At 42.8% G+C, this 20,513-nt stretch carries 18 protein-coding genes and 1 pseudogene; 13 read left to right on the top strand and 6 right to left on the bottom strand.

Features of this window, described 5'->3' with window-relative positions; all coding sequences use genetic code 11:
* The first annotated feature begins 9 nt into the window (after positions 1-9).
* From NFS34_RS06350 to NFS34_RS06325, 7 genes and pseudogenes are all read left to right on the top strand, one after another.
* Entirely contained in the window at positions 10-843 is an 834-nt protein-coding gene (locus NFS34_RS06350) for a toprim domain-containing protein (protein ID WP_251359100.1), read from the top strand.
* A 4-nt stretch (positions 844-847) separates the two neighbouring features.
* A complete protein-coding gene (locus tag NFS34_RS06345; protein WP_251359099.1) occupies positions 848-1,807 on the top strand; it encodes a tyrosine-type recombinase/integrase in 960 nt (319 codons plus the stop codon).
* A 91-nt stretch (positions 1,808-1,898) separates the two neighbouring features.
* Positions 1,899-2,669 carry a type IV toxin-antitoxin system AbiEi family antitoxin gene (locus NFS34_RS06340; RefSeq protein WP_251359098.1) on the top strand — a complete coding sequence of 257 codons (771 nt, stop codon included), beginning with the start codon at positions 1,899-1,901 and terminating at the stop codon, positions 2,667-2,669.
* Positions 2,666-3,568, top strand: a complete 903-nt coding sequence (locus NFS34_RS06335) for a nucleotidyl transferase AbiEii/AbiGii toxin family protein (RefSeq protein ID WP_251359097.1) — start codon at positions 2,666-2,668, stop codon at positions 3,566-3,568. The genes NFS34_RS06340 and NFS34_RS06335 overlap by 4 nt, the downstream gene beginning before the upstream one ends.
* Before the next feature lie 50 nt (positions 3,569-3,618).
* Positions 3,619-3,759, top strand: a pseudogene (locus tag NFS34_RS11645) (RHS repeat-associated core domain-containing protein); the annotation flags it as partial.
* On the top strand, positions 3,751-4,254 hold the full coding sequence (locus tag NFS34_RS06330; RefSeq protein ID WP_376707970.1) for a T6SS effector amidase Tae4 family protein: 504 nt from the start codon (positions 3,751-3,753) through the stop codon (positions 4,252-4,254). The pseudogene NFS34_RS11645 and the gene NFS34_RS06330, both read left to right, overlap by 9 nt.
* 20 nt (positions 4,255-4,274) lie before the next feature.
* A complete protein-coding gene (locus NFS34_RS06325; protein WP_251359095.1) occupies positions 4,275-4,931 on the top strand; it encodes a hypothetical protein in 657 nt (218 codons plus the stop codon).
* A 220-nt stretch (positions 4,932-5,151) separates the two neighbouring features.
* Here the strand turns inward: NFS34_RS06325 and NFS34_RS06320 are convergent, their stop codons facing one another.
* Entirely contained in the window at positions 5,152-5,622 is a 471-nt protein-coding gene (locus NFS34_RS06320) for a GNAT family N-acetyltransferase (protein ID WP_251359094.1), read from the bottom strand.
* A gap of 145 nt (positions 5,623-5,767) precedes the next feature.
* Here NFS34_RS06320 and NFS34_RS06315 point away from each other — a divergent pair, with 145 nt between their 5' ends.
* On the top strand, positions 5,768-6,400 hold the full coding sequence (locus NFS34_RS06315; protein ID WP_251359093.1) for a hypothetical protein: 633 nt from the start codon (positions 5,768-5,770) through the stop codon (positions 6,398-6,400).
* Positions 6,401-6,563: 163 nt separating this feature from the next.
* Here the strand turns inward: NFS34_RS06315 and NFS34_RS06310 are convergent, their stop codons facing one another.
* On the bottom strand, positions 6,564-8,966 hold the full coding sequence (locus NFS34_RS06310) for a zinc-dependent metalloprotease (protein ID WP_251359092.1): 2,403 nt from the start codon (positions 8,964-8,966) through the stop codon (positions 6,564-6,566).
* A 28-nt stretch (positions 8,967-8,994) separates the two neighbouring features.
* Positions 8,995-11,517, bottom strand: coding sequence for a M14 family metallopeptidase (locus tag NFS34_RS06305; RefSeq protein ID WP_251359091.1), 2,523 nt, complete (start codon positions 11,515-11,517; stop codon positions 8,995-8,997).
* A 145-nt stretch (positions 11,518-11,662) separates the two neighbouring features.
* On the opposite strand from NFS34_RS06305, the gene nfuA reads away from it, so the two are divergent.
* The 3 genes from nfuA (at position 11,663) to NFS34_RS06290 (ending at position 13,192) form a co-directional block, all read left to right on the top strand.
* The gene (nfuA, locus tag NFS34_RS06300) at positions 11,663-12,241 is read left to right on the top strand and encodes a Fe-S biogenesis protein NfuA (RefSeq protein ID WP_251359090.1); all 579 of its coding nucleotides are present in this window, start codon (positions 11,663-11,665) and stop codon (positions 12,239-12,241) included.
* A 105-nt stretch (positions 12,242-12,346) separates the two neighbouring features.
* Positions 12,347-12,694, top strand: coding sequence for a DUF4156 domain-containing protein (locus NFS34_RS06295; protein WP_251359089.1), 348 nt, complete (start codon positions 12,347-12,349; stop codon positions 12,692-12,694).
* 111 nt (positions 12,695-12,805) lie between these two features.
* Positions 12,806-13,192, top strand: coding sequence for a DUF6713 family protein (locus NFS34_RS06290; protein ID WP_251359088.1), 387 nt, complete (start codon positions 12,806-12,808; stop codon positions 13,190-13,192).
* A 26-nt stretch (positions 13,193-13,218) separates the two neighbouring features.
* Here the strand turns inward: NFS34_RS06290 and NFS34_RS06285 are convergent, their stop codons facing one another.
* From NFS34_RS06285 to glnE, 3 genes are read right to left on the bottom strand one after another with little or no spacing between them, the layout of a single operon-like run.
* Complete coding sequence (locus NFS34_RS06285; RefSeq protein WP_251359087.1) at positions 13,219-14,604, bottom strand: aspartate kinase; 1,386 nt, start codon at positions 14,602-14,604, stop codon at positions 13,219-13,221.
* A gap of 2 nt (positions 14,605-14,606) precedes the next feature.
* Positions 14,607-14,813, bottom strand: coding sequence for a zinc-finger domain-containing protein (locus NFS34_RS06280; protein ID WP_251359086.1), 207 nt, complete (start codon positions 14,811-14,813; stop codon positions 14,607-14,609).
* A gap of 29 nt (positions 14,814-14,842) precedes the next feature.
* A complete protein-coding gene (gene glnE, locus NFS34_RS06275; RefSeq protein ID WP_285834472.1) occupies positions 14,843-17,686 on the bottom strand; it encodes a bifunctional [glutamate--ammonia ligase]-adenylyl-L-tyrosine phosphorylase/[glutamate--ammonia-ligase] adenylyltransferase in 2,844 nt (947 codons plus the stop codon).
* Between the two features lie 204 nt (positions 17,687-17,890).
* Between glnE and NFS34_RS06270 the strand changes: the two genes are divergently transcribed.
* Both NFS34_RS06270 and NFS34_RS06265 read left to right on the top strand, forming a co-directional pair.
* On the top strand, positions 17,891-18,484 hold the full coding sequence (locus NFS34_RS06270; protein WP_251359084.1) for a LemA family protein: 594 nt from the start codon (positions 17,891-17,893) through the stop codon (positions 18,482-18,484).
* Between the two features lie 22 nt (positions 18,485-18,506).
* Positions 18,507-20,489, top strand: coding sequence for a M48 family metallopeptidase (locus NFS34_RS06265; protein WP_251359083.1), 1,983 nt, complete (start codon positions 18,507-18,509; stop codon positions 20,487-20,489).
* Positions 20,490-20,513: the final 24 nt, after the last annotated feature.

Below are 20,513 nucleotides of genomic sequence, written 5' to 3'. Positions count from 1 at the left end.
GAGCTTTTTATGAAGCAACTAACCCGTTCATCCAATACCGTTGATATTTCAAGAAGCTTGCCAGTGTTTATAGAGAGCCAGTTTGTTGGAATATCAAAGGATGAGCGCGCTACTCAAGAAACATTTAACTATTACCAAGAACGTTTTTTGAGTAGCGATAAAGCCCAACAGTTTCTTTTTGCTAGGGGGATTAAAAACTTAGAGTTATTGGATCAATTGGGGATTGGTTATTGCGATAGAAGTTTAGGTAAAAAATTGAGAGCCTTATCGAAGTGGGATGAACAAGCCTTTCGTGGCTCTATGCAACGAGTGGGTTTGATTAAATCATCGGGACATGAAGTACTTCGGGGCGCTATTACTGTGCCATTTTATAGTCTGGACGAACAAATTGTCGGTGCCTATGGTCGGCGTATTTGTCCTAAGCTGCGTTCGGGTACGCCTTATCATGTTCATTGGCTAACCGATGCAACGACCTTTTTTAATCTTGGCGCTTTAAATCACCATAGCGAGATTATTTTATGTAAGAATCCGTTGGATGCGTTGGTGTGGTTATGCCATGGCTTCTCAAACGTTATTGCTTTGATGGGAGCCAGAAACTATCTCAACCAACATGCGCTTATCTTTGATTCATACCATATCAATAAAGTATTACTGGCTTTTGGCGGTAGCCGAGAAGCGCTTGTTTATTCTCGCAAAATTATTCGATTGAATACCAATCTTGGTATTGAAACTAAAATATTGATATCCCCACAAGGCCTTGCGACTTCTGATTACGCATTAACGCTTTCTAACCCATACAAGGGATTAATGCAGTCTCTTTCTCAACCTTACATTCTGGAGTAACGCGATGACTAACCTACAAAGAATTAAAACATTAGCAGAGCTTGTGCCTCATCATATTGAAGATGTGCTCGCGAAAGGTTTATCAGATCAAACGGCTTATACGAAGGAGAGAGCACTGAATCTTTTTATCAACTGGTGTAGCTCTCAAAACATAAGCGTTATTGGTGATTTATCGATTGAGGTTCTTGAAAACTTTCGTAAGCATTTATATCGCTACCGTAAGCCTGATGGTAAGCCTTTGCAGCTTTCGACTCAGCGACTGCGATTGATGGCCGTTACGGGCTTTTTGAAATTCTTAGATCATTATGAGTTGATGGACTCAACCTTCTATAAGAAATTTACTCTGCCTAAAGTTCCGCAGAAGTTTCCCAAAGATATACCCGATTTTGAAGAGATTGAGCTGATTTTTAAGCAAACTGAAACGGCTGGAGCCATGATGCTCAGAGATCGTGCTTATTTAGAGTTCTTGTATGGGACAGGCATGAGGCGTTGTGAGGTTGCCAGGGTGCAAGTGAATCACCTCGACTTTAAAAATAATTTAGTCATTATCCGTAAAGGTAAAGGTTCCTTGGATCGAGTTGCTCCATTAGCTGAAAGAGTAAAATTTTGGCTTAAAAAATATTTAAAGGAACTACGGCCAAAACTTGCCAATATTGATTCAGGTGATGCGTTGCTATTAGGCCATAACGGTAAACCATTAAAGCTGTCGGCGCTTACTGAGCTGGCGAGTTACTATGTTGCTCGCTCAGGGATTGGTAAGCAAGGAGCTTGTCATATCTTCAGACACGCTACCGCCACACATATGGTACGCGGCGGTGCTGACACTCGCTTTGTTCAAGAGCTTTTGGGACACCAAGATATGAAAAGCACTCAAATCTATACCCACTTAACCGCTAAAGACTTAAGTAAGGCTTATAACCAGTATCATCCAGCAGCCAATAGCGCTCCCAGACAAGGTTTATAAATGTATGGATTAGCGTACTTATAGTACGCTAACACGTTCAAAATTAAACTTCAAACTTGATTTGGTTTAAAAATGATGTAATATCCGTACTATGAGTACTGTAAATGAAACAAAAATAAACCAATTGCTTAACTTGCAACCTGCGGGAGTGGTTTTAACCTCTGCTTGGTTGTCCGAGCACGGCTACAGCTATGATTTGCTGCGGAAGTATGTGAAAAATAATTGGTTAAGCTCCATAGGTAGAGGGGCTCACATACGCCATGGCGATAGTGTGGGTTATCTAGGGGGCATCTATGCGCTTCAGTCTCAGTTGGGTTTATCGGTACATCCTGCGGCAAAAACGGCTCTAGCTTTGCTTGGGAAGTCTCATTATTTGGAGCTAGCACCTAAACGAGTGCAATTGTTCAGTACGCGAAACGAAAAATTACCAGCCTGGTATAAAAAGTATGATTGGCCAATAAAATGGAGTTGTAAATATACGGATTTTTTGCCACCTGATTTAGGCCTTGTTAATTATGAAAGTAGGAATTTTGAAGTAAAAGTTTCCAATCCTGCTAGGGCGATAATGGAATGCTTGTATTTGGCTCCAAAGAGTCAGCCATTGTTAGAGGTTTATGAGTTAATGGAAGGCTTGAATAATTTAAGGCCTAAAACCGTTCAAGAGCTTTTAGAAAATTGTACTTCGGTTAAAGTGAAGCGCTTATTTCTATATATGGCCGATAAAGCTAGACACAGTTGGTTACCGTTAATCAATTTAGACAAAGTAGATTTGGGAAAAGGAAAACGTAGTATTGTTTCTGACGGTACTTACATATCAGATTACCAGCTAGTGGTACCTAAAGAGTTAGAAGGATTATCATGATCCCAGTTTATAAAAATCAAGTACAACTGTTATTGGAAGTACTACCTGAGGTGGCAAAGGAAGAATCGTTTGTCATGCACGGTGGTACTGCAATTAATTTATTTGTGAGAGACTTGCCAAGGTTATCCGTTGATATCGATTTAACCTTTGTTGATCTAGTCGAGCGCGATGAGTTTTTAGTTGGAATGAATGAAGGTTTATCACGCATACAGGCAAGAATTAATTTGCTTAATCCTACGATTGATGTCCAGCATGATTCTCGTAAAGGTAAATTGCATATCGAAAAAGCTGGGGTATCCATTAAAGTTGAAGTTAATATGGTTGGGCGAGGTTTATTGGGAGAGCCACAACAGCTTCAGTTATGTGAGGAAGCTCAAGATAAGTTTGACTCATTTTGCATTATGCCTGTAGTTCCAACTGGGCAGCTTTATGGCGGAAAGATTTGTGCGGCATTAGATAGACAGCATCCGAGAGATTTATTTGACGTTCGGCTCATGCTAGACAATGAAGCTATTAATGATCAGATCAAGCAAGGTTTTATATTTAGTTTATTGTGTAGTAATCGCCCAACTCATGAGCTCCTTAACCCTAATCGACAAGATCAAACCTCAGCTTTTGAGCAACAGTTTGTAGGCATGAGTGAAATTGATTTTAGTTATCAAGATTATGAGAACACAAGAGAAGAGTTAATTGAATTGGTTAATGCTACTCTTACAGAACTGGACAAGCAGTTTATTTTAATCTTCAATCAACTAGAACCAGATTGGAGCCATTATGATTTTAAAGATTTTCCATCTATAAAATGGAAGTTATTAAACCTGCAAAAATTTAAAAATAAAGATTTGAGCCAGTACCAGTATCAGTTAGAAGAACTCACTAAGATATTGGGCTTGGAATAATGGTAGTGGTGGTTGTTAACTATGTCGGATAGTATGGGTCGTAAATGCAATTAGTTTATAACTACTTTAGGGATTACGACCCAAGCACGGGGCGATACATTCAATCTGATCCGATTGGATTGGCTGCTGGAGTTAATACTTATGCATATGTTGGTGCGAATCCTGTTAGATTATTCGACCCTATGGGACTATGTGCTTGTTTACCGAACTCGCAAACGTTTATGAGTAACTATCCTGACTATAATGATTATCAATCAAGTGGTGATGTATGGGACTTAATAGGCGGCTCACTTAATGATGCTTATGGAAGAGGTTCTGAAAATGGAGCGGAAGACTCCTGTGCAGCAAGAGTAAGCCATGCCTTAAATAATAGCGGAGCTGAAATACCATCAAGTCCAGCACATCAGACAAACCGAAATCAAGGTGGGTCTGATGGCAGATATATTATTAGTGCCTCAAATATGAATAGGTATCTTCGAGATACTTATGGGGCGCCAGCTATGTCGTTAAATGGAAATGGTGGAGCTGAGGCTTTACGAGCATCATTTATTGTAAGTAGATCGGGCGGAGCAGCCATTGTATCTTCAAGTGGACATACAGCTGTCATTTCTGCTTCACATATGGATAATTATGTTTGGACTGGCGATGTTTGGTTTTTACCGACCAGTGGCGGTTGTTCTTGCTAGATTAAAACTTGAGGCAAACAATGAAAAATTTGAAAATAATATTTATTTTATTAACCCTTCTGGTCAGTACATCTGCATGTGCTAACCAGGATAAGGATTACAAGGTAACAATAAATAAAACAGACAAGGATAGTTATAAAATCCATGTAGTAGGGTCCTCTGGAAATGAGATAAGGAGCATTACATATAAAAACTTAAAATTGGCAAACAAGTGGATTCTTCAATTTAACAATGGCTCAGGTGCAGAAACTATTAATAAAAGTGGCGAACCAAGTCTTAATATTTATGAAGAGGCATTTTATGCAATATTGCAGTTTTTGGAAGAAAACGAATATGAGCGTATAAATAAAGTTGTTTATGACTTGAGTGCTGACCCATCTACTTTTAACTTTGTAGTTGGTAAGATAAAGGAGAGCTTAAAAAACAAAGATGGAAAAGTAATCAATAAAGACAAGCAGTTAACGAAAATAATGAGAAGTAGTTTATTAGATGGAATCTTGGTTGAAAGAACTTGTGAAATAGCTAGTAGACTAGAGTATCAATGCTTAAAAAATAAAGTCGGAACACTCCCAATTGCTTTTCAGCGTAGCTATTTAGGTAAGAACTGGGATGAGCTTATATCTCAAGCTGAAGTAGGATTACACCCGTCACTAACCTTTACAGTGAATTTAGAATAATCAACGCTTTGCGAGTAAAACAAAGCCTCTTCGGAGGCTTTTTTATTGCCTGATATTTGGGACCTTAATCAGCGAAGGCTTGGATAGCTTTTTGGTTTTGATTGGGACATTATTGCAATACAGGCTGGGGAATAGTCCAGCGCCAGCAGAGTGGTAACGGAGTAGCGTTCTGGTGGTAAAGTTAGCGTGATATATACATCCTTAGCAAGACACGCTTTTATCACTTTAGCATATCGGCCGCTGCGGCTTGCGTTACTTGCAGAAAGTAGTAGTCGTATTTGTAGTCCTTTTCAAACCCATAGTCTTTGTAGAGTTTATGCAGCTTATGATTTTCTTTGCGGGTAGTGACTTCGATCCGAATTGCGCCAGCAGCTTTGCAGTCTTCTACAATCTGATCCAATAACTGAAGCGCCATTAGCCTTTTGTTGCTGCCCGATTTGAGGTACATATCGTTTAAAATCCAAATGGGCGCCAAACCAATACTGGAAAAGGATGGATACAACATTACAAAGCCATGGATCTCATCCCCACTATGAGCCAAATAAATAATCGCTTCGTTAGCTTCAATTCGCTGCTGTAAATAGGCCTTGACTGCCGCTGGATCGGAGCTTTGTTTAAAGTGCTGCCGATAATCATCAAACAAGGGAGTTAAGCTTTCTAAATCATTGATTTCACATAATTTAATCTGCAATTGATATACCTTTCACCATAAGTTTTTAGATTTTGTCGCATATTCAGGAAAAATTCAGTTTACCTAGACTAAAGTAGGAACCATCATCCACAGAAGCTATTTTACATAGATTTGTGGAGACTGTTTAGTTTCATAGGAGAAAGCCATGAAGAAAATCATCACCCCAATTGTTGCGCTAACGCTAAGCTTAGGTTTGTCGCAAGTGTCGGTTGCTAAAGAGCATCATGGCCCTAGCAAATCAAATGCTTACAAATCCAGTGGCAAAGCGCAGAGCCATCGTTCTGGTTCTAACTATCGCTCAAGTCAGCGCGGCATTAAGCACGATGCTAATCGTCATTCGAGTCGCTCGAGCAATAGAAGTTCCGCACGTACCCACGACGCTTATCGTAACAATCATCGTGCCAATGGTGGCAAGCATCGTGTCAGCGGCCGTAGCCATAATCGACACAATAATCGCCATTATAACCGTCACGATAGACGTCATGATCGCCATTACGATCGTCGTCACGGTCATCGCCATAGTGATCGCTACCGTCATGATAGACACTATCGTAACCACTATAAACCGCGTCATAGACATTACTACGGCTACCGTCACTACTACCCACGTTATGACTATTACCCAACGTCGGTTTATTACCTAGGTCAGGATTGGTTCTACTATGGCAATGCTTACCACCCTTTCCCTCGCGGTCATGTCCACAGTCGCCACTGTCACCACCGCTATTGGGAGCCGCTAGCCGTCGGTATCGTCTTAGGCTCAGTGCTTGGCTGGTAACCGAACGATTTTAAGCTAACAGAAGTCCGGTTTGATCTTATGCCCCAAACGACCTCAATCAACCGAACCCCAAACTTCTGTTAGCATTTTATCCTCCCGCTCATGGATGGGCACCCTTAAAAAAACACTGCCAAAGCAGTGTTTTTTTATAGCAAATTAGTATTTAACCAATCGGCGAACCTGGCGGCATAGTTACTTTAGGTAAGGTTTCGATGGTTAAGTCGCCATTAAAGTATTTTTCCATTAAAGCTTTTAGCCACATAAAACGCACTGGATTGCGATTAGCTTGGGTTTGTAGCCAACCATTAATTTTCCCTAGCTCGTTATAAAGGTGTGCTTTGACCTCTGGAGAAGCTTGGGCAGATTCAGCAGTTTTGATCATTTGACTTAGCGTTAAATAATCCAGCCGCTGTTGAATTAAACCATTCAAGCCTTGTTGCTGATTTGCCATTAAAGTCGCATCCAACAACTGGTTAATCGTTTCACTTAAGCCCAATTGCTCTGGATCCATCGCTTTTTGTTGTAACAGACGCGCCAGACGTTGCGGATTCAACAGCAAAGTTAAGCTATGCTGCGCGGCAGTATCGGCCATAGATACCGGATCGAGCGTTAAACCCGTTTTACTCGGAAAGCTTTCTCGGTTGCGATAATAACCATACGCCTTGGGCGGGATCAGGCTTAAAATCGACTCTGGAACTTGCAATACCTCTAATGACAAACTGCTCAGCAAGGCTTGTAACGCCGCTTCTTGCGTGCTCTTTTCAACAAACGCCACTGGTTTAAAACTATCGCCTTTAACGCTGTATTCGTACTCCACGCCACCAACTAATTTCACCGCTGCCTCGGTTTGATAACGATGGAATAAGTACAAAGGAACCAACGTTTCCGCCAGCTCGGAATAAGGCATTCCTTTGGCTAGATTATGATGACCAAAGTTTTCTAGTGCTTTAACGCGGATGGCCAATACTCGGGTTAGTTCTTGCGCCGGATCTTGACCATTATCCCAAAGATGGGCTACAGGGTGAGCACCGCCTTGGGGACGGGCGTCGGGATCGGAAATAAAACCTAAGCCTTGCGCTTGCATATCTTTGACGATCTTAGCCAGACCTGCTTGTTCCGCAGCTTTATCAGCAAACTCAGAATAACCGTAGCGCACCGTCTCGATATCCCACTTGCCAATTCCTTTGGCATAGGCATTTTCAAGGCTGATCTGGCCATCAATGAACTCCGCCAATGGATGCGGGTAGTCCATCACAGACGCGCGGTTATCGGGACTAGCTGCAAAATTATGCGCGATCCCGAGCGTGTGCCCTACTTCGTGCGCCGATAACTGGCGAATTCGCGCTAACGCCATTTCCTTAGCAGCTTTGGATTTTGCGTCCGCATTCTCACCGCCATAGATCGCGGTCAGGGCGTTAGCTATTAGTAAATCCTGGCGTACCCGAAGCGAACCCAAGGTGACATGACCTTTGAGGATTTCACCGGTGCGCGGATCTGAAACCGAAAAACCGTAAGACCAGCCGCGCGTTGCACGATGCACCCACTGGATCACGTTGTAACGTACATCCAAAGGATCGGCATCTTCAGGCAACATCTCCACTTGATAAGCGCCTTCTAGGCCAATCGCGTCAAAGGCTTGTTGCCACCAACGAGCGCCATCCAACAAAGCGCCTCGCACAGGCTCAGGCACACCCGGATCGAGATAATACACAATCGGCTTTATCTTACCCTCTTGGTTGCGCTCTATGCGGTGACGATAAATTAATTTCTTATCAATGGGCGCGGTGATCGGAGTGGCGTAGTCTTTATACGAAAGTTCAAAAAAACCTGAGTGGGGATGAAAAGCGCGTGGCTGATAAGCATCATCGGGCAAAGCAACGAACGACAAATGTTGCTGTACGGTAATCTCATTCGGCGAGGGGGTTACTTGGCGTACAAACTCGCCAGCGCCACTACCCTTAAAGGTCAATAAACTTTCAAAAATGATGTTTCTGGGGAAGTTTTTAACTTTTTCAGTAACTAACGCCGAACGCGAAGTATCCACTGAATAAGTCCCTTGCTTACGCGCTTTAAGACGCGCAGAAACGCCATGCAAATCTTTTAATAAATACTGCGTTAATTCAATTAATACCTTATTGGAACGGCTTGCTTGTACTTCAAACCCAGCCAATACCGAACTGGCAAATGCTTGGGCAATCGAATTCTTTTCCGCCTTATTATCGGTATCGGCCCGATAGTCGGTGTTAAGTTGTTTGAGCAAAACCTTATTGCCATAGCGCTCAAACTGCACCAAACGACTCTGTCCAAGCTGTCCTCGATCAAGCCCAATATCATTCGAGCCAATGCCATAAGGCAAGCCACTGTAATAAATAAACGGTTGATTAAAATTGCTGACTTCCAACCAGACTTTGCCTTGGCTTTTGCTCAAATAATAGGGCATGAAACCATTCACTTTACGGCTCTTGGCTTCAATATCAGCCCAACTTTTGGCCGTAGCCGTTTCTGCCAATAAGCATAATATCACTGCCATTAATGGCAAAAACCCTAATGAAAATTTCGCTTTCATTTTATATTCCTATTTCTTTTTTTGACGCTTAAAAAGCATCGTTATAAAACAAACCGTTAATAAACAAACGCGCACTACCGAGCCAATAACCTCGGAACAATGGATTATCGTTAAACAAGATTATTGATCCGCGCTCTTGGCTATAAGCCACAACCGCTGGGGTTTGCGCAATTTTTTCAAGATTGTCTTCTGATGCATAACCGGCCATTAACGCAGCTTTGGCATAATGAGCCACCGTTTTAAAATCTTCATCGATGGGCGCAAGAACTTGCACCCCTGCTTTAGTCACAGGCAATGCTTGGCGATTAATTCCAAAAGTTAATGGATGGGTTAGATCCAGCTCCGTTTTAAAAATAGCACCGCCGATCAAGCGCTCGGCAAAAGCTTTACTTCTATCGCTAAAAGGACGTTTACTGGGTACTTTATTAACCGCATCGTCAGTATCTTTTTTGCCTTCTTGCAGTAACTTTTGCGAAATAATTTCATGCTTACTAAGCCACTCAATAGCGCTGCGACTGGCAATTAGATGGCCACCATTCGTGATCCACGCTTTTAAGGGTTTTAATTCTTCTTGCTCCAGCTTCGGATAACGCCCTGCCACCATAATTAGGTGACTATAGCCACTTAAATCTATGTTTTTTAGTTTACTGGCGGCTTGCATTGAGACGCCAATCCCAAAGCGTTTATCCAACAAATGCCACACCTCACCAGCTTCATAAGAAGACACCCCTTTGCCGATCAAAAGCAACGGTTTGGGCGACTTTAAATTTCTAACATTTGGACTGCCTAAATCAATTCCGGCCTGACTAAAGCCGGTACTTAAACCCTTGATGTCAATACCGTGAGGCTGACCATATTGCAGCCATAGCTCTTGGAGTTGAGATTTTTTATCCGGCTGATTTACTACCAACAGGGTCCCTGCAGGAAACTCAAGCGTTTTTCCTTGAACCTGATTGTTGAAAGGTTTGAGTGCAGTCTTGACGCCAATGCCCTTTTTTAGCAATTGATTGGCAAATTTTAGGGCATAAAAATTATCCGTCGAAAATGCTAGCGTAATATCTTGCTCTGCCACCAGCCACTGGCCTTGGTTTGCCTCAATAGCTGCCGACGTCACGGAAGCGGTTTCGGTTTGGTTAAGGAATCTATAATCTAAGTTAAACGCTAGCGGCAAAGTCCAAGCCGAAACGTCATAAAAGGTGTTGTCCTGAAACTCGGTTCTAGTTTCAAACATGGCTCTAATCAAACCATACTGAGTTTGTCCAAGCTTAACTAGATAGCTACGATTTGGTGGAAACTTATGTCGATTAAACACTGCTTCTTGCGTTACTTGACTCACCTCAATTTGGTGTTGACGCAGGATCTCAATAAACTCGTCCAGTCGCGCTGGATCGTTACTGGAAAAAATAATACTTTTCTGACTATCGATAGCCGCTTTATTTTTCTGCTCGTGAAAAAAATTTTTCTGATAATTTTTTAACTCGGTTTGTAGGCTATTTGCAGCTTCAAGGGTGGAAAAAGAGGTGGCTACTTGATTGCGAATAGCAAACGGAAAACTTAAATCACCATTAATCGATTCTTGCAAATGGCCTCGCGCACTGGCCTGCTCAAATAAAATTCCAACTCCGCCATTAATGTCCGGAAAGGTTGAACCTTTACCATAGTAAAAATCGTCAAAGCTTTCCTTGCTGTAATAAGGCACATTCAAAGTATCCAATGCCTTGGCATGATATTTGGCAATCTCATTCGTTAGCTCGAAGTTCCTGTTAGGCGTTAGCGGATTTTGTCGGCTGGGCACACCAGGCTGGAAAAAGTAGGTGGCATTGGTGCCCATTTCATGGAAATCACCCACTATATTTGGTCGCCACTGATAAAACAGTTTTACTCTTGCCCGGCTTTCTGGGTGCTGTAATAACAACCAATCCCGATTGAGATCAAACCAATAATGGTTAGTTCTGCCGCTTGGCCAAGCTTCATTATGTTCGGCCGAAGCTGGATCGGCGACTAAATTCATCCCCTTATAGCGATTAACCCAATTGGCAAAACGATCCATTCCATCAGGATTAAGCATCGGATCGATGATCACGATGTTATTGGCTAATAATTCTTGCACCCAAGATTCCTGAGAAGCTGCTAAGCGATAGGCTACCAAGGGCGCTGCATTAGCACCGCTGGCTTCGTTGCCGTGTACCGAATACCCCAAATAAACCACATTTGGCGTATCTTCAGTTTGCAACTGCTCTCTGGAGACTTGGATCTGATTGAGTTTGGCAAGATTGGCTGCTGATGAAATAAACGCAGCAATTAGCGGCCGTTGTTGATGGCTATAGCCGGTAGCCTGCAATATTACTTTATCACTGGAAGCGGCTAAAGCTTTAAAATAAGCTAAAGACTGATCGGGTCTTAAGTGCCAATCGCCAATGGCATATCCCAAGCTATCACTGGGTTTGTGAACGGCAGGATCATAGTCGATAGTTTGATTAAAATAATAATCCAGTTGATCTTTGTCATCAGCCGTAACGGTTAAACTTGTGCCAACCAGCAGACTTATCATCGCAGCAAGCAATAACCTTATATTTTTTAGGGGCATTTGGTATTAGTTCAATTTTTGTGATTTACCTCATTCTAACGCTTGCAATCTTCACCGCAAGCCCAAAGATAGAGTATAATTCAGTAACGTTCCTAACATTAGTTATCTTATGATTAACATTTCAGAAGCTGCTCAAGAGCATTTTCGCCGCCTGTTAGCAGGCCAAGAAGAACCGGAAACGGGTATTCGTGTTTTTGTGGTTAACCCAGGTACTTCGCATGCCGAATGTGGCGTTTCCTATTGCCCGCCGGATGCGGTCGAAGACAATGATACCGAATTAGCATTTCAAGGATTTTCAGCTTTCGTGGATGCTGATAGCGCTCCGTATCTTGAGGAAGCAGAAATTGACTACCAAAAAGAACAAACCGGCGGCCAACTAACGCTTAAAGCACCCAATGCCAAAGCGCGTAAGGTGGACAACGATGCGCCTGCAGAAGATCGCATCAAGTACATTTTGGAATCAGAAATCAATCCCGAACTGGCTAATCATGGTGGCCAAGTCAGCCTGACCGAATTTACCAAAGACGGCATTGCAGTATTGCAATTTGGTGGCGGTTGCCAAGGTTGCGGTATGGTTGATGTCACCTTAAAAGAAGGTATCGAGAAAACCCTGATTGAGAAAATTCCAGAAGTCACTGGCGTTAAAGACGTAACCGAACACGCCGCGGGTGAAAATCCTTATTATTAAAACCGCTATCACTTAGTGACATCCTGACGCAAGTCAGGATCTTCTATTAGAATCGCTACATCTGTATGAGATCCCAGCTTTTGCTGGGATAACACAACCTAAAATATGCGCTTATTAACTATCTTCTCATTTGCTCTTTTAGTCACACTTTTGGCTGCTTTTCTAACCGCTTGTGTCGGCCAACCGATTAAAGTCGAAGCGGCTCAGATCCGCCTATTAGATACGGAACCGCAAGGTTGTCAATTATTAGGCGAAGTTTATGGTACTCAAGGTAATATTGTTACTGGACCATTTACCAAAGACGAGGAATTAATTTCAGGCGCAAAAAACGATATTCGTAATCAAGCGCTAGCTTTAGGCGCCAACAGCTTATGGATCACCCGCACCAATCCCAAGCGCACCCATAGCCTCGATTTTTATAGCTTTTATGGCAAGGCTTATAAGTGCCCCTAAAGCACCGAAGAAGTTGAAAACTTTGCTATTAATCCAACAAAAATATAGAGTGACCTTATAAAATAAAGCAGCGGTTTACAGCCGAATACAGGTATTCTTATGCTAGGCTCCATGAAAACATCACTCTACTATCTGGCGATCGCGGCCCTTTTTACTCATGAACTTGATGCCGTTTTAAATATGGAATGGCGCTTATTATTTTATTTGCGCACGCTACCAGATCCGGAAGCTAGTTCTATATTTGTGGCACTTCATTTTCCTTTGTTTTTCGCATTCTTTTATTTTGGACATCATAAAAATGGCAGGGTAAGAGAGACTTTCAGATTTGTTATTGCAAGCTTTTTAGTTGTGCATGGCATGCTGCATTTCAGGCTTTCAGATCATGAACTCTATCAATTTTCGGGTTTCCTTTCTAATTTTTATATTTACAGTGCTTCTTTATGTGGCTTAGCTTTTATCGTGTTGTCTTGGAAGCAACGAAGGAGTAATGGCAGCTAACAAGGCGTTTAACACCCTCCTTTAGCTTAGCCTGAACCTTTAATCAAACTATCATGCAATAAATTAACTATCTGCTCGGCTTCTTCGTCATTCACTAAAAAGGATAAGTGATGGTCGCTGGAAGTATGGCTGAGCAGTAGCCATTGCTCTGGCAAGTGTTGCTGTTCGATTTGCAGTAGATGCCAAAGGGCTTGACTCGCTTGGCAACCGACGAGGGTGATAATGGCGCTGTGCGACAAGAAGACGCTCATACACACTTCCGCCAACTTGGCGGACAATTCGTTAAGTACCTGCTCGGTATAGATGCTATTGGTGTTGTCGATTTCCAATACCAAAGATTCTTTAGTCGAAGCCAGCAGTTCGCTGGTTAAACCAAACTCATTAATAATGGCGAAAACTTTTTGCAGAATATCCGGCTGCTGTCCACGACGCCCCAATAATAAAGTAATCACTGGTACTTGTTGCTTGAGCGCTATCGCTTTAATCCATTTAGAATCTTGGTGGTTTTCATCCACGCGAGTTCCTTCAACTTCCGGTTGCTTGGTCGAGCGAATTTCTACCGGTATTCTTTGTGGCGCTATCGCACTCAAGCAGCGCGGGTGCAATACTTTAGCCCCAGCTTGAGCTAAATCAAAAGCTTGGTTATAACTCAAGTGATCGATTTTTATCGCAGAGTTAACCTTATTTGGATCGCAAGAGTAGATCCCATCCACATCGGTCCAAACTTGTAGTGATTCCGCCGAAGTCAAAACGGCGAAATAAGCTGCCGAAGTGTCCGAGCCTTCGCGCCCGAGTAGCACCGTTTGGCCGTTACTATTACTGGCAATAAAGCCTTGACTTAAAACCACCTCGGCCTGCTCTGCCCATTCTTGACTTAAGCCCTTATCAGGGCGCGGGTGACAGACCGCATTTAAAAAATATTCATTAACATTTTTGGGCGTATCATCTACCGCAGTTAACACCTTTCGAGCATCAAGCCATAAGGTTTTTTGAGTTAAATTTTTCGCTAGATAGGCTTCGCCTAAACTCGAGGATAAGAGTTCGCCATGTGCGACTAACTCTGCTCGATCGCAAGGCGACAGATTTTCTTTAGCCGCAATACTAGACAAAGTACTCCCTAGGCTTTCAAACCAAGGCTCAACAATAGCTCGCGCTAAATCCAGTTCATCCGCCAGTTTGTAATGTTGTTCTACTAGTTCATCGAAGATAGGCTGATGCTCTGCTTTAAGAGCTGCTTGCGCTAATTGCTCTAACTGATTAGTGACATTTTTAAAAGCCGAATGGATCACCACCACTTTAAAGCCTTGGGCTAAATGTTCAGCAACAATGGTCGTAATATTCTGCCAATCTTTTAAACTGGAAACACTGGAGCCACCAAATTTTAGGACCCGCCATTTAGTTCCCGCAGACATATTTATGATTCCCCATCTATGCTATCAACAGCGCTTTTAAGTTGAAATTGGTTGCCGCAATAGGGGCAGGCTCCACGGCCTTGTTTATCCAGCGGAATATAGACTCGGGGATGTTGGTTCCACAAAGCCTCATCGGGCATCGGGCAACTTAGCGGTAAGTCCGCTTGGCCGATGGTTCTAGTGGTTTTTGTTGATGAATCAGTTGCCATAATTGCTAACTAAAGCTGCTCCTTTTTAGCTATTGTAGCGTGCTCGACCCAAAAGTCGAATCCCAAGTATCGATAATGATTTGCCGCTCTTGCGGAACTGCCTCATAGGCAATGGTTGCTGGCTGCATTTGCAGTCGCTGATGATTAATGAGATCTTGATAAGAAGCGTAAAGGCTTTTGAATTGAGCCTGTTGTTGCTGACTAATTATATTCTTCTCGAGTAACCAGTCGAGCCAATAATCATTACTGTATATATCAGGCAAGCTTGTACCCTGTTGCGCTGCTTTTAGCACCCAAAATTGCACTAAAAACTCTAAGTCTACTAAGCCGCCAACACCTTGCTTAATATCCCAAACCTGATCGTTACTGCGATCAAGATTGTGTTTCATTTTTTGTCGCATGGCAGCCACTTCTTCAGTTAGATCCGCATTAGAAACCAATAAAGAACTTCTTAAACTCTGATACGCCTGGATTAAACTGGAGTCGCCTGCCACTGCTCGCGCTCGTACCAAAGCTTGTTTTTCCCAAGTCCAAGCCTCATTTTTTTGATACTCACAAAAGGCTCTCAGCTCACTAACCAATAAGCCTGAGCGCCCCGAAGGTCGTAGCCGAGTATCCACTTCATACATGATACCCTGCGCCGTTCGCGCATTCAGATAGTGCACCAAACGCTGCGTCAAACGGGTATAAAATTGTGAAACTTCTATCGACTTTTTACCATTGGTGTAGGCTTGCGGTTCACCCTGATATAAAAACACTAGATCTAGATCCGAATCAAAACCCAGCTCATGCCCACCAAGCTTGCCATAACCAATTACCGCAAAATTACTCGCCATTTCAGGGCTTGCCCCTTCCGGAGTTCCAAACTTTAGCGCCAAATCGCGCCAGGCCAGTTGTAGCAAAGCTTGTAAAATAATTTCGGCAATATCGGTTAGCTGACGAGTAACTTGTTCGATACTAAAGCGTTGACTTAAAAAGCCTGCCGCCACTTTGAATTGACTAGCTACTTTAAAGCGACCAATGGCTAATAACTGCTCTTCGACTTCTTCAGGTTCAATTCGCAATAGTGCCTGTTTGAGTAAATCTTGAAAGTCGGCTTTGGATAATATTTTTCCAAAATTGGAAGGAAATAAGAGCTCGTCCAACAAAGACGGATATTGTTTTAACTGCTCCACCAACCACTTGGAACGGCTGGCTAATTCCACCAGATGTTCTAATAAGGGTGGGTTTTCAGCTAACAATTCAAAATAGGCGGTACGCCGACCAATAGACTGCAAAATGGATAAACAAGCTTCTAACAAAGCTTGCGGCTTAGGGTAGCGAGTTAGGTTCAACAATAAATTCGGTAGTAGTTGATTAAGCCGTTTACGCCCTCTTGCCGCCAGTTTTTCATCCACAAATTGACGCCGAAACTGCTGCAATCGCTCGATCAAAACTGACTCAATCTGTAACTCAGAAAGCTGTTTTTGCTCGTTCTCTGTAAGCTCTAAAGCGAACAATCTTTTAGTGATTAGCTGAACCTTACTATTTTCTTGCGAGCTGGAATTGGGATCATGAAACAAGTCGTTAAAGAAGGTTTCCACCCTTTGCTTATGTGCTTCAAACGCTTGTGCAAACTCAGACCAAGTGTTGAAATCCATCAGCCAAGCAATGATTTGTTGTTCTATTTCATCATCAGGTAAATCTTGAGTTTGCGCATTGGCTCGAAACTGCAATCTATTTTCTAACCTTCTTAAAAATTGGTATGCTTGTTGCAAGGCTTGTGCCTTGTTAGCTGGGATCAGTTGTCGCTGAATTAATTGCTCTAACGACTGCCACCAGTTTTTGGCTTGCAATTCTGGAAATCGTCCGCCGCTGATCAACTGCAAACTCTGCACGATAAATTCTAATTCTCGAATGCCGCCAAAGCCTAGCTTGATATTGTTATGCAAATTGCGATTACGCATCTCGGCGCTAATTTTAAGCTTTAGCTGACGAATCGCTTCAAGCACACTAAAATCGATATAACGTCTAAAACTAAAGGGCTTTATAATCGATTCCAGTTGTTTTTTCGCCGCAAGGTCATCGCACAAGACTTGCGCTTTGATCATGGCAAATCGCTCCCACTCGCGCCCTTGCTCCAAATAATAATCCGCCATTGCATCAAATGATAAAGCCAGCGCACCGCTTTCGCCATAGGGTCTTAGCCGCATGTCTACTCGATGAACAAATCCGTCAGCGTTAGTTTCATGCAGTAACGCCACCAGTTTTTGTCCTAGACGGGTAAAAAATTTGCTGTTTTCTATCGGCGTTCGAGCCAACTGGCTTGTATCGGTTTCGCCCTCGCTCGGGTAACAAAAAATCAGATCCACATCGGAAGAAAAGTTAAGCTCCATACCGCCCAATTTGCCCATTGCTAAAATCGCCAACTGCTGTTTGTTACCCTGAACATCCATCGGCGTTCCATACTGCTGTTGATATTGCTTAAAGCACCAGCGGTAAGCTTGTTGGATCAAGCCAATGGCTAATTGCGATTGCAAACGGGTAATTTGCCGAATGTTGGCGATTTCTTCTAGATCTAAAGCGATACAAATGATTGACCAGAAGTGGCGCAAATGACGCAACTGTTGTTTTAACTCAAACTCTGGCGCGTCAGTATCTATCTCATCAAGCTGCTGCTTAAGTATTGCTGCTAGTGATTCGATATCTTGCTGACGGAGTTGATAAATCTCGGGCAACCAAGCAGGTTTCTTTAGCAGCCATTCATAAGCATAATCGCTGGCCAACAATAACTGTCTGCCTAAACTCGCCAAGCCATCCGCCACTGGCTGCTCAGACTGCTGTTGCCAATCTTCAAACCTTGCCTGTGCTTTCCGCTCTAATAAGCTTGGAATTGATGTTTTGATAATGACTTTGAACTAAAAGTGATTTGCTTGGATTATGGCATAGCTGCGACTAAATCTAAACTCTACAAAATCTTTAATAGTTCTACTAAATCATTGATTCTTTTATGATAATTACAGATGTTTACAAATAATAATTTGTATCTTTTGAGATTTAGTTCTAGGATAAAGTGAAGACAAAAGAAGGAGATCATCATGGGGTTCTTGATATTTTTAGGCATTCTAGCCGCCATCGCTTTTTTCTTTATTGCGATCTACAACAAATTAATCGCATTAAAAGAGCGAGTCGCTAATGCCTGGGCACAGATCGACGTACAACTGCAACGTCGCTATGACCTAATTCCAAACTTAGTGGAAACTGCCAAAGGCTATATGGCGCACGAAAAAGATACCTTGGAAGCGGTTATTAACGCTCGCAACAGTGCGGTTAGTGCAGGACAAGCGGCGGCAGCCGATCCGACCGACCCGGATGCGGTTAAAAACCTCATGGCGGCGGAAGGCCAATTAACAGGAGCCCTGGGACGTTTATTTGCTTTAGCTGAAGCTTATCCGGATCTAAAGGCCAACCAAACCATGGAACAGTTAATGGAAGAGCTAGCGACCACTGAGAATAAAATATCTTTCTCGCGCCAAGCTTATAATGATGCGGTAATGCAATATAACGTTTATCAAGATCAGTTCCCCAACAATCTGGTGGTCAACTTCTTCGGTGGTCATCAAAAAGCGGAAATGTATGAAGTTGATGAGGAAGAAGCGCGCAAGCCAGTTGACGTTTCTTTTGATAATTAATTTGCTTTAGTTTCTAAACTTTATGGATTTTTTCGAGCACCAAGAGGCAGCTCGGCGAAAAACCAAACTATTGGTTTTTTACTTTACAGTTGCCGTTATTTTGATCGTTACAGCGCTTAACCTAGTCGCTTTTTTGGTGCTCTCCGGCGTCTCCAGCACCAGCTCGGTGGCGCAGCCTCCATCGTTAGCTCAATGGCCCAAGCAGCCCGCCTTTGCTTACATCACTTTGGCCACTCTTGGCTTAATTGGATTAGGCAGTCTTTTTCGTTGGTTTCAATTGCGTGGTGGCGGTAAATCACTGGCTCGGATGGTTGGTGCGCGTGAAGTCTTACCCGATACTAATGATCGCCTCGAGCGACGCTTTATTAACGTGGTCGAAGAAATGGCCATCGCTTCTGGAATGCCGGTGCCGACACTGTTTATTATGGATGAAGAAGAAGCCATTAATGCGTTTGTCGCAGGTCAGGAATCTTCTGATACCATCATGGTGGTTACTCGCGGGGCTTTAGAGCAACTCACCCGCCAAGAATTGCAAGGCGTCGTGGCGCACGAGTTTAGCCATATTTTTAATGCCGACATGAAAATTAATGTGCGTCTTATTAGTATCCTTGCTGGCATTCTAATTTTAGGACAAGCAGGATATTTTGTGATGCGCAGCTTGCGCTATGGCAATGTTCGCAGCAGTAATAATAAAGAAGGCGGTGGCTTAATCGCAGTGGTCATCGTTGTCGGTATTTCCATGTATATTATTGGCTCTATCGGTTTATTTTTTGGGCGCTTGATTAAAGCTGCTATCTCACGTCAGCGTGAATTTTTGGCCGATGCTTCTGCAGTGCAATATGCTCGAGATAATCAAGGTTTAGCCGGCGCCTTTATCAAAATTGGCGCTCAATCATCTTTATTGGAAAATCGCTATGCTGAGGAAACCAGCCATATGTGTATCGCTCAGCCAATAAAACTTAACTTCTCAGGACTCGCTACCCATCCACCTTTGCATGAGCGTTTAGACGCCATTATGCCAGAATGGCAAGACTTTCAGCACCAGCAAGAGCGTAAAGCCGAACGTATCCAACAGCGAGAAATCGCTGCAGAAGAACGTCGTCAGGCACAAGAATCCAAGCAAGGTTTTGAAAAATTTGGCGGTACTAATGTGTTAGCAGGCATGGGAGCCTTGATTGATACGGTAGGAAACCCCACTACCTTGCATCTGCACGCCGCCAATGCTCTATTGATGGCCATGCCAGAAGTACTGCGTACCGCAGCGCATAATCATCATGCTTCAAGCCATGCCATGTATTTAGTATTTGCGCTGTTAATTTGCGATGATGATCAGCAAGAAACGCAAGCACTCGACTTGATATCCGATGCCTATGGTGAAGATAGCCGTCAAGCAGTCATCGAGCTTGCAACTTACATCACTAAAGATAAACGCTATTTACGGCTAGCGATTATTGATATTGCTATTCCTAGCCTGCGTCGTCTTTCCAAAACTGAGAGAACGAATTTTTTAAACTTGCTAAAACAGATTATTCACTTGGACAAATCCGTTACTCAATTTGAATACGTACTTTACTCTTTGGTTAGAAAAAGCCTGCAATCAGCTACCGCCAAACAGAGCCGTAAAATCAATCGTTTTAACAAGGTAGAAAAAGAAATCCAATTGATTTTATCAGCCATGGTTGATGCCAGCGGCAATCAAGAAGATAAAAAATCACAACTGTTTAAAAACCTAATGAGCGGTTTTACGAGCAAGGATTTTCCTTTACTGCCTAATCAGTTTGAGGCTGAGTCTTTTCATCTGGCTTTATTAAAACTGAATCAGTTAACGCCTATGTTAAAAAAGCCACTACTCAATGCCTTTGAGGAAGCGATAAAAGACGATGGAGTAATTAATGTTGAAGAAGTTGAGCTATTAAGAGCTGTAGCCGAATGCTTGGATTGCCCGCTGCCACCTTTTGTACAAAATTACAGTCAAGAATTAGCCGAAAAAATTCATCAGCATTAGCAGATTGTAGTGGTTTAAAACTTG

The organism is Kangiella sp. TOML190 (assembly GCF_023706045.1).
GTDB lineage: Bacteria > Pseudomonadota > Gammaproteobacteria > Enterobacterales > Kangiellaceae > Kangiella.
Note: the sequence above shows the minus strand (reverse complement) of the source record. Positions and strands in the feature narration are given on the sequence as shown.

What these genes read in the sequence shown, in the direction of transcription:
- NFS34_RS06350 (WP_251359100.1), top strand. Translation starts at nt 10, where the DNA reads ATGAAGCAACTAACCCGTTCATCCAATACCGTTGATATTTCAAGAAGC.
- NFS34_RS06345 (WP_251359099.1), top strand. Translation starts at nt 848, where the DNA reads ATGACTAACCTACAAAGAATTAAAACATTAGCAGAGCTTGTGCCTCAT.
- NFS34_RS06340 (WP_251359098.1), top strand. Translation starts at nt 1,899, where the DNA reads ATGAGTACTGTAAATGAAACAAAAATAAACCAATTGCTTAACTTGCAA.
- NFS34_RS06335 (WP_251359097.1), top strand. Translation starts at nt 2,666, where the DNA reads ATGATCCCAGTTTATAAAAATCAAGTACAACTGTTATTGGAAGTACTA.
- NFS34_RS06330 (WP_376707970.1), top strand. Translation starts at nt 3,751, where the DNA reads ATGGGACTATGTGCTTGTTTACCGAACTCGCAAACGTTTATGAGTAAC.
- NFS34_RS06325 (WP_251359095.1), top strand. Translation starts at nt 4,275, where the DNA reads ATGAAAAATTTGAAAATAATATTTATTTTATTAACCCTTCTGGTCAGT.
- NFS34_RS06315 (WP_251359093.1), top strand. Translation starts at nt 5,768, where the DNA reads ATGAAGAAAATCATCACCCCAATTGTTGCGCTAACGCTAAGCTTAGGT.
- NFS34_RS06310 (WP_251359092.1), bottom strand. Translation starts at nt 8,966, where the DNA reads ATGAAAGCGAAATTTTCATTAGGGTTTTTGCCATTAATGGCAGTGATA.
- NFS34_RS06305 (WP_251359091.1), bottom strand. Translation starts at nt 11,517, where the DNA reads ATGATAAGTCTGCTGGTTGGCACAAGTTTAACCGTTACGGCTGATGAC.
- nfuA (WP_251359090.1), top strand. Translation starts at nt 11,663, where the DNA reads ATGATTAACATTTCAGAAGCTGCTCAAGAGCATTTTCGCCGCCTGTTA.
- NFS34_RS06295 (WP_251359089.1), top strand. Translation starts at nt 12,347, where the DNA reads ATGCGCTTATTAACTATCTTCTCATTTGCTCTTTTAGTCACACTTTTG.
- NFS34_RS06290 (WP_251359088.1), top strand. Translation starts at nt 12,806, where the DNA reads ATGAAAACATCACTCTACTATCTGGCGATCGCGGCCCTTTTTACTCAT.
- NFS34_RS06285 (WP_251359087.1), bottom strand. Translation starts at nt 14,604, where the DNA reads ATGTCTGCGGGAACTAAATGGCGGGTCCTAAAATTTGGTGGCTCCAGT.
- NFS34_RS06280 (WP_251359086.1), bottom strand. Translation starts at nt 14,813, where the DNA reads ATGGCAACTGATTCATCAACAAAAACCACTAGAACCATCGGCCAAGCG.
- NFS34_RS06270 (WP_251359084.1), top strand. Translation starts at nt 17,891, where the DNA reads ATGGGGTTCTTGATATTTTTAGGCATTCTAGCCGCCATCGCTTTTTTC.
- NFS34_RS06265 (WP_251359083.1), top strand. Translation starts at nt 18,507, where the DNA reads ATGGATTTTTTCGAGCACCAAGAGGCAGCTCGGCGAAAAACCAAACTA.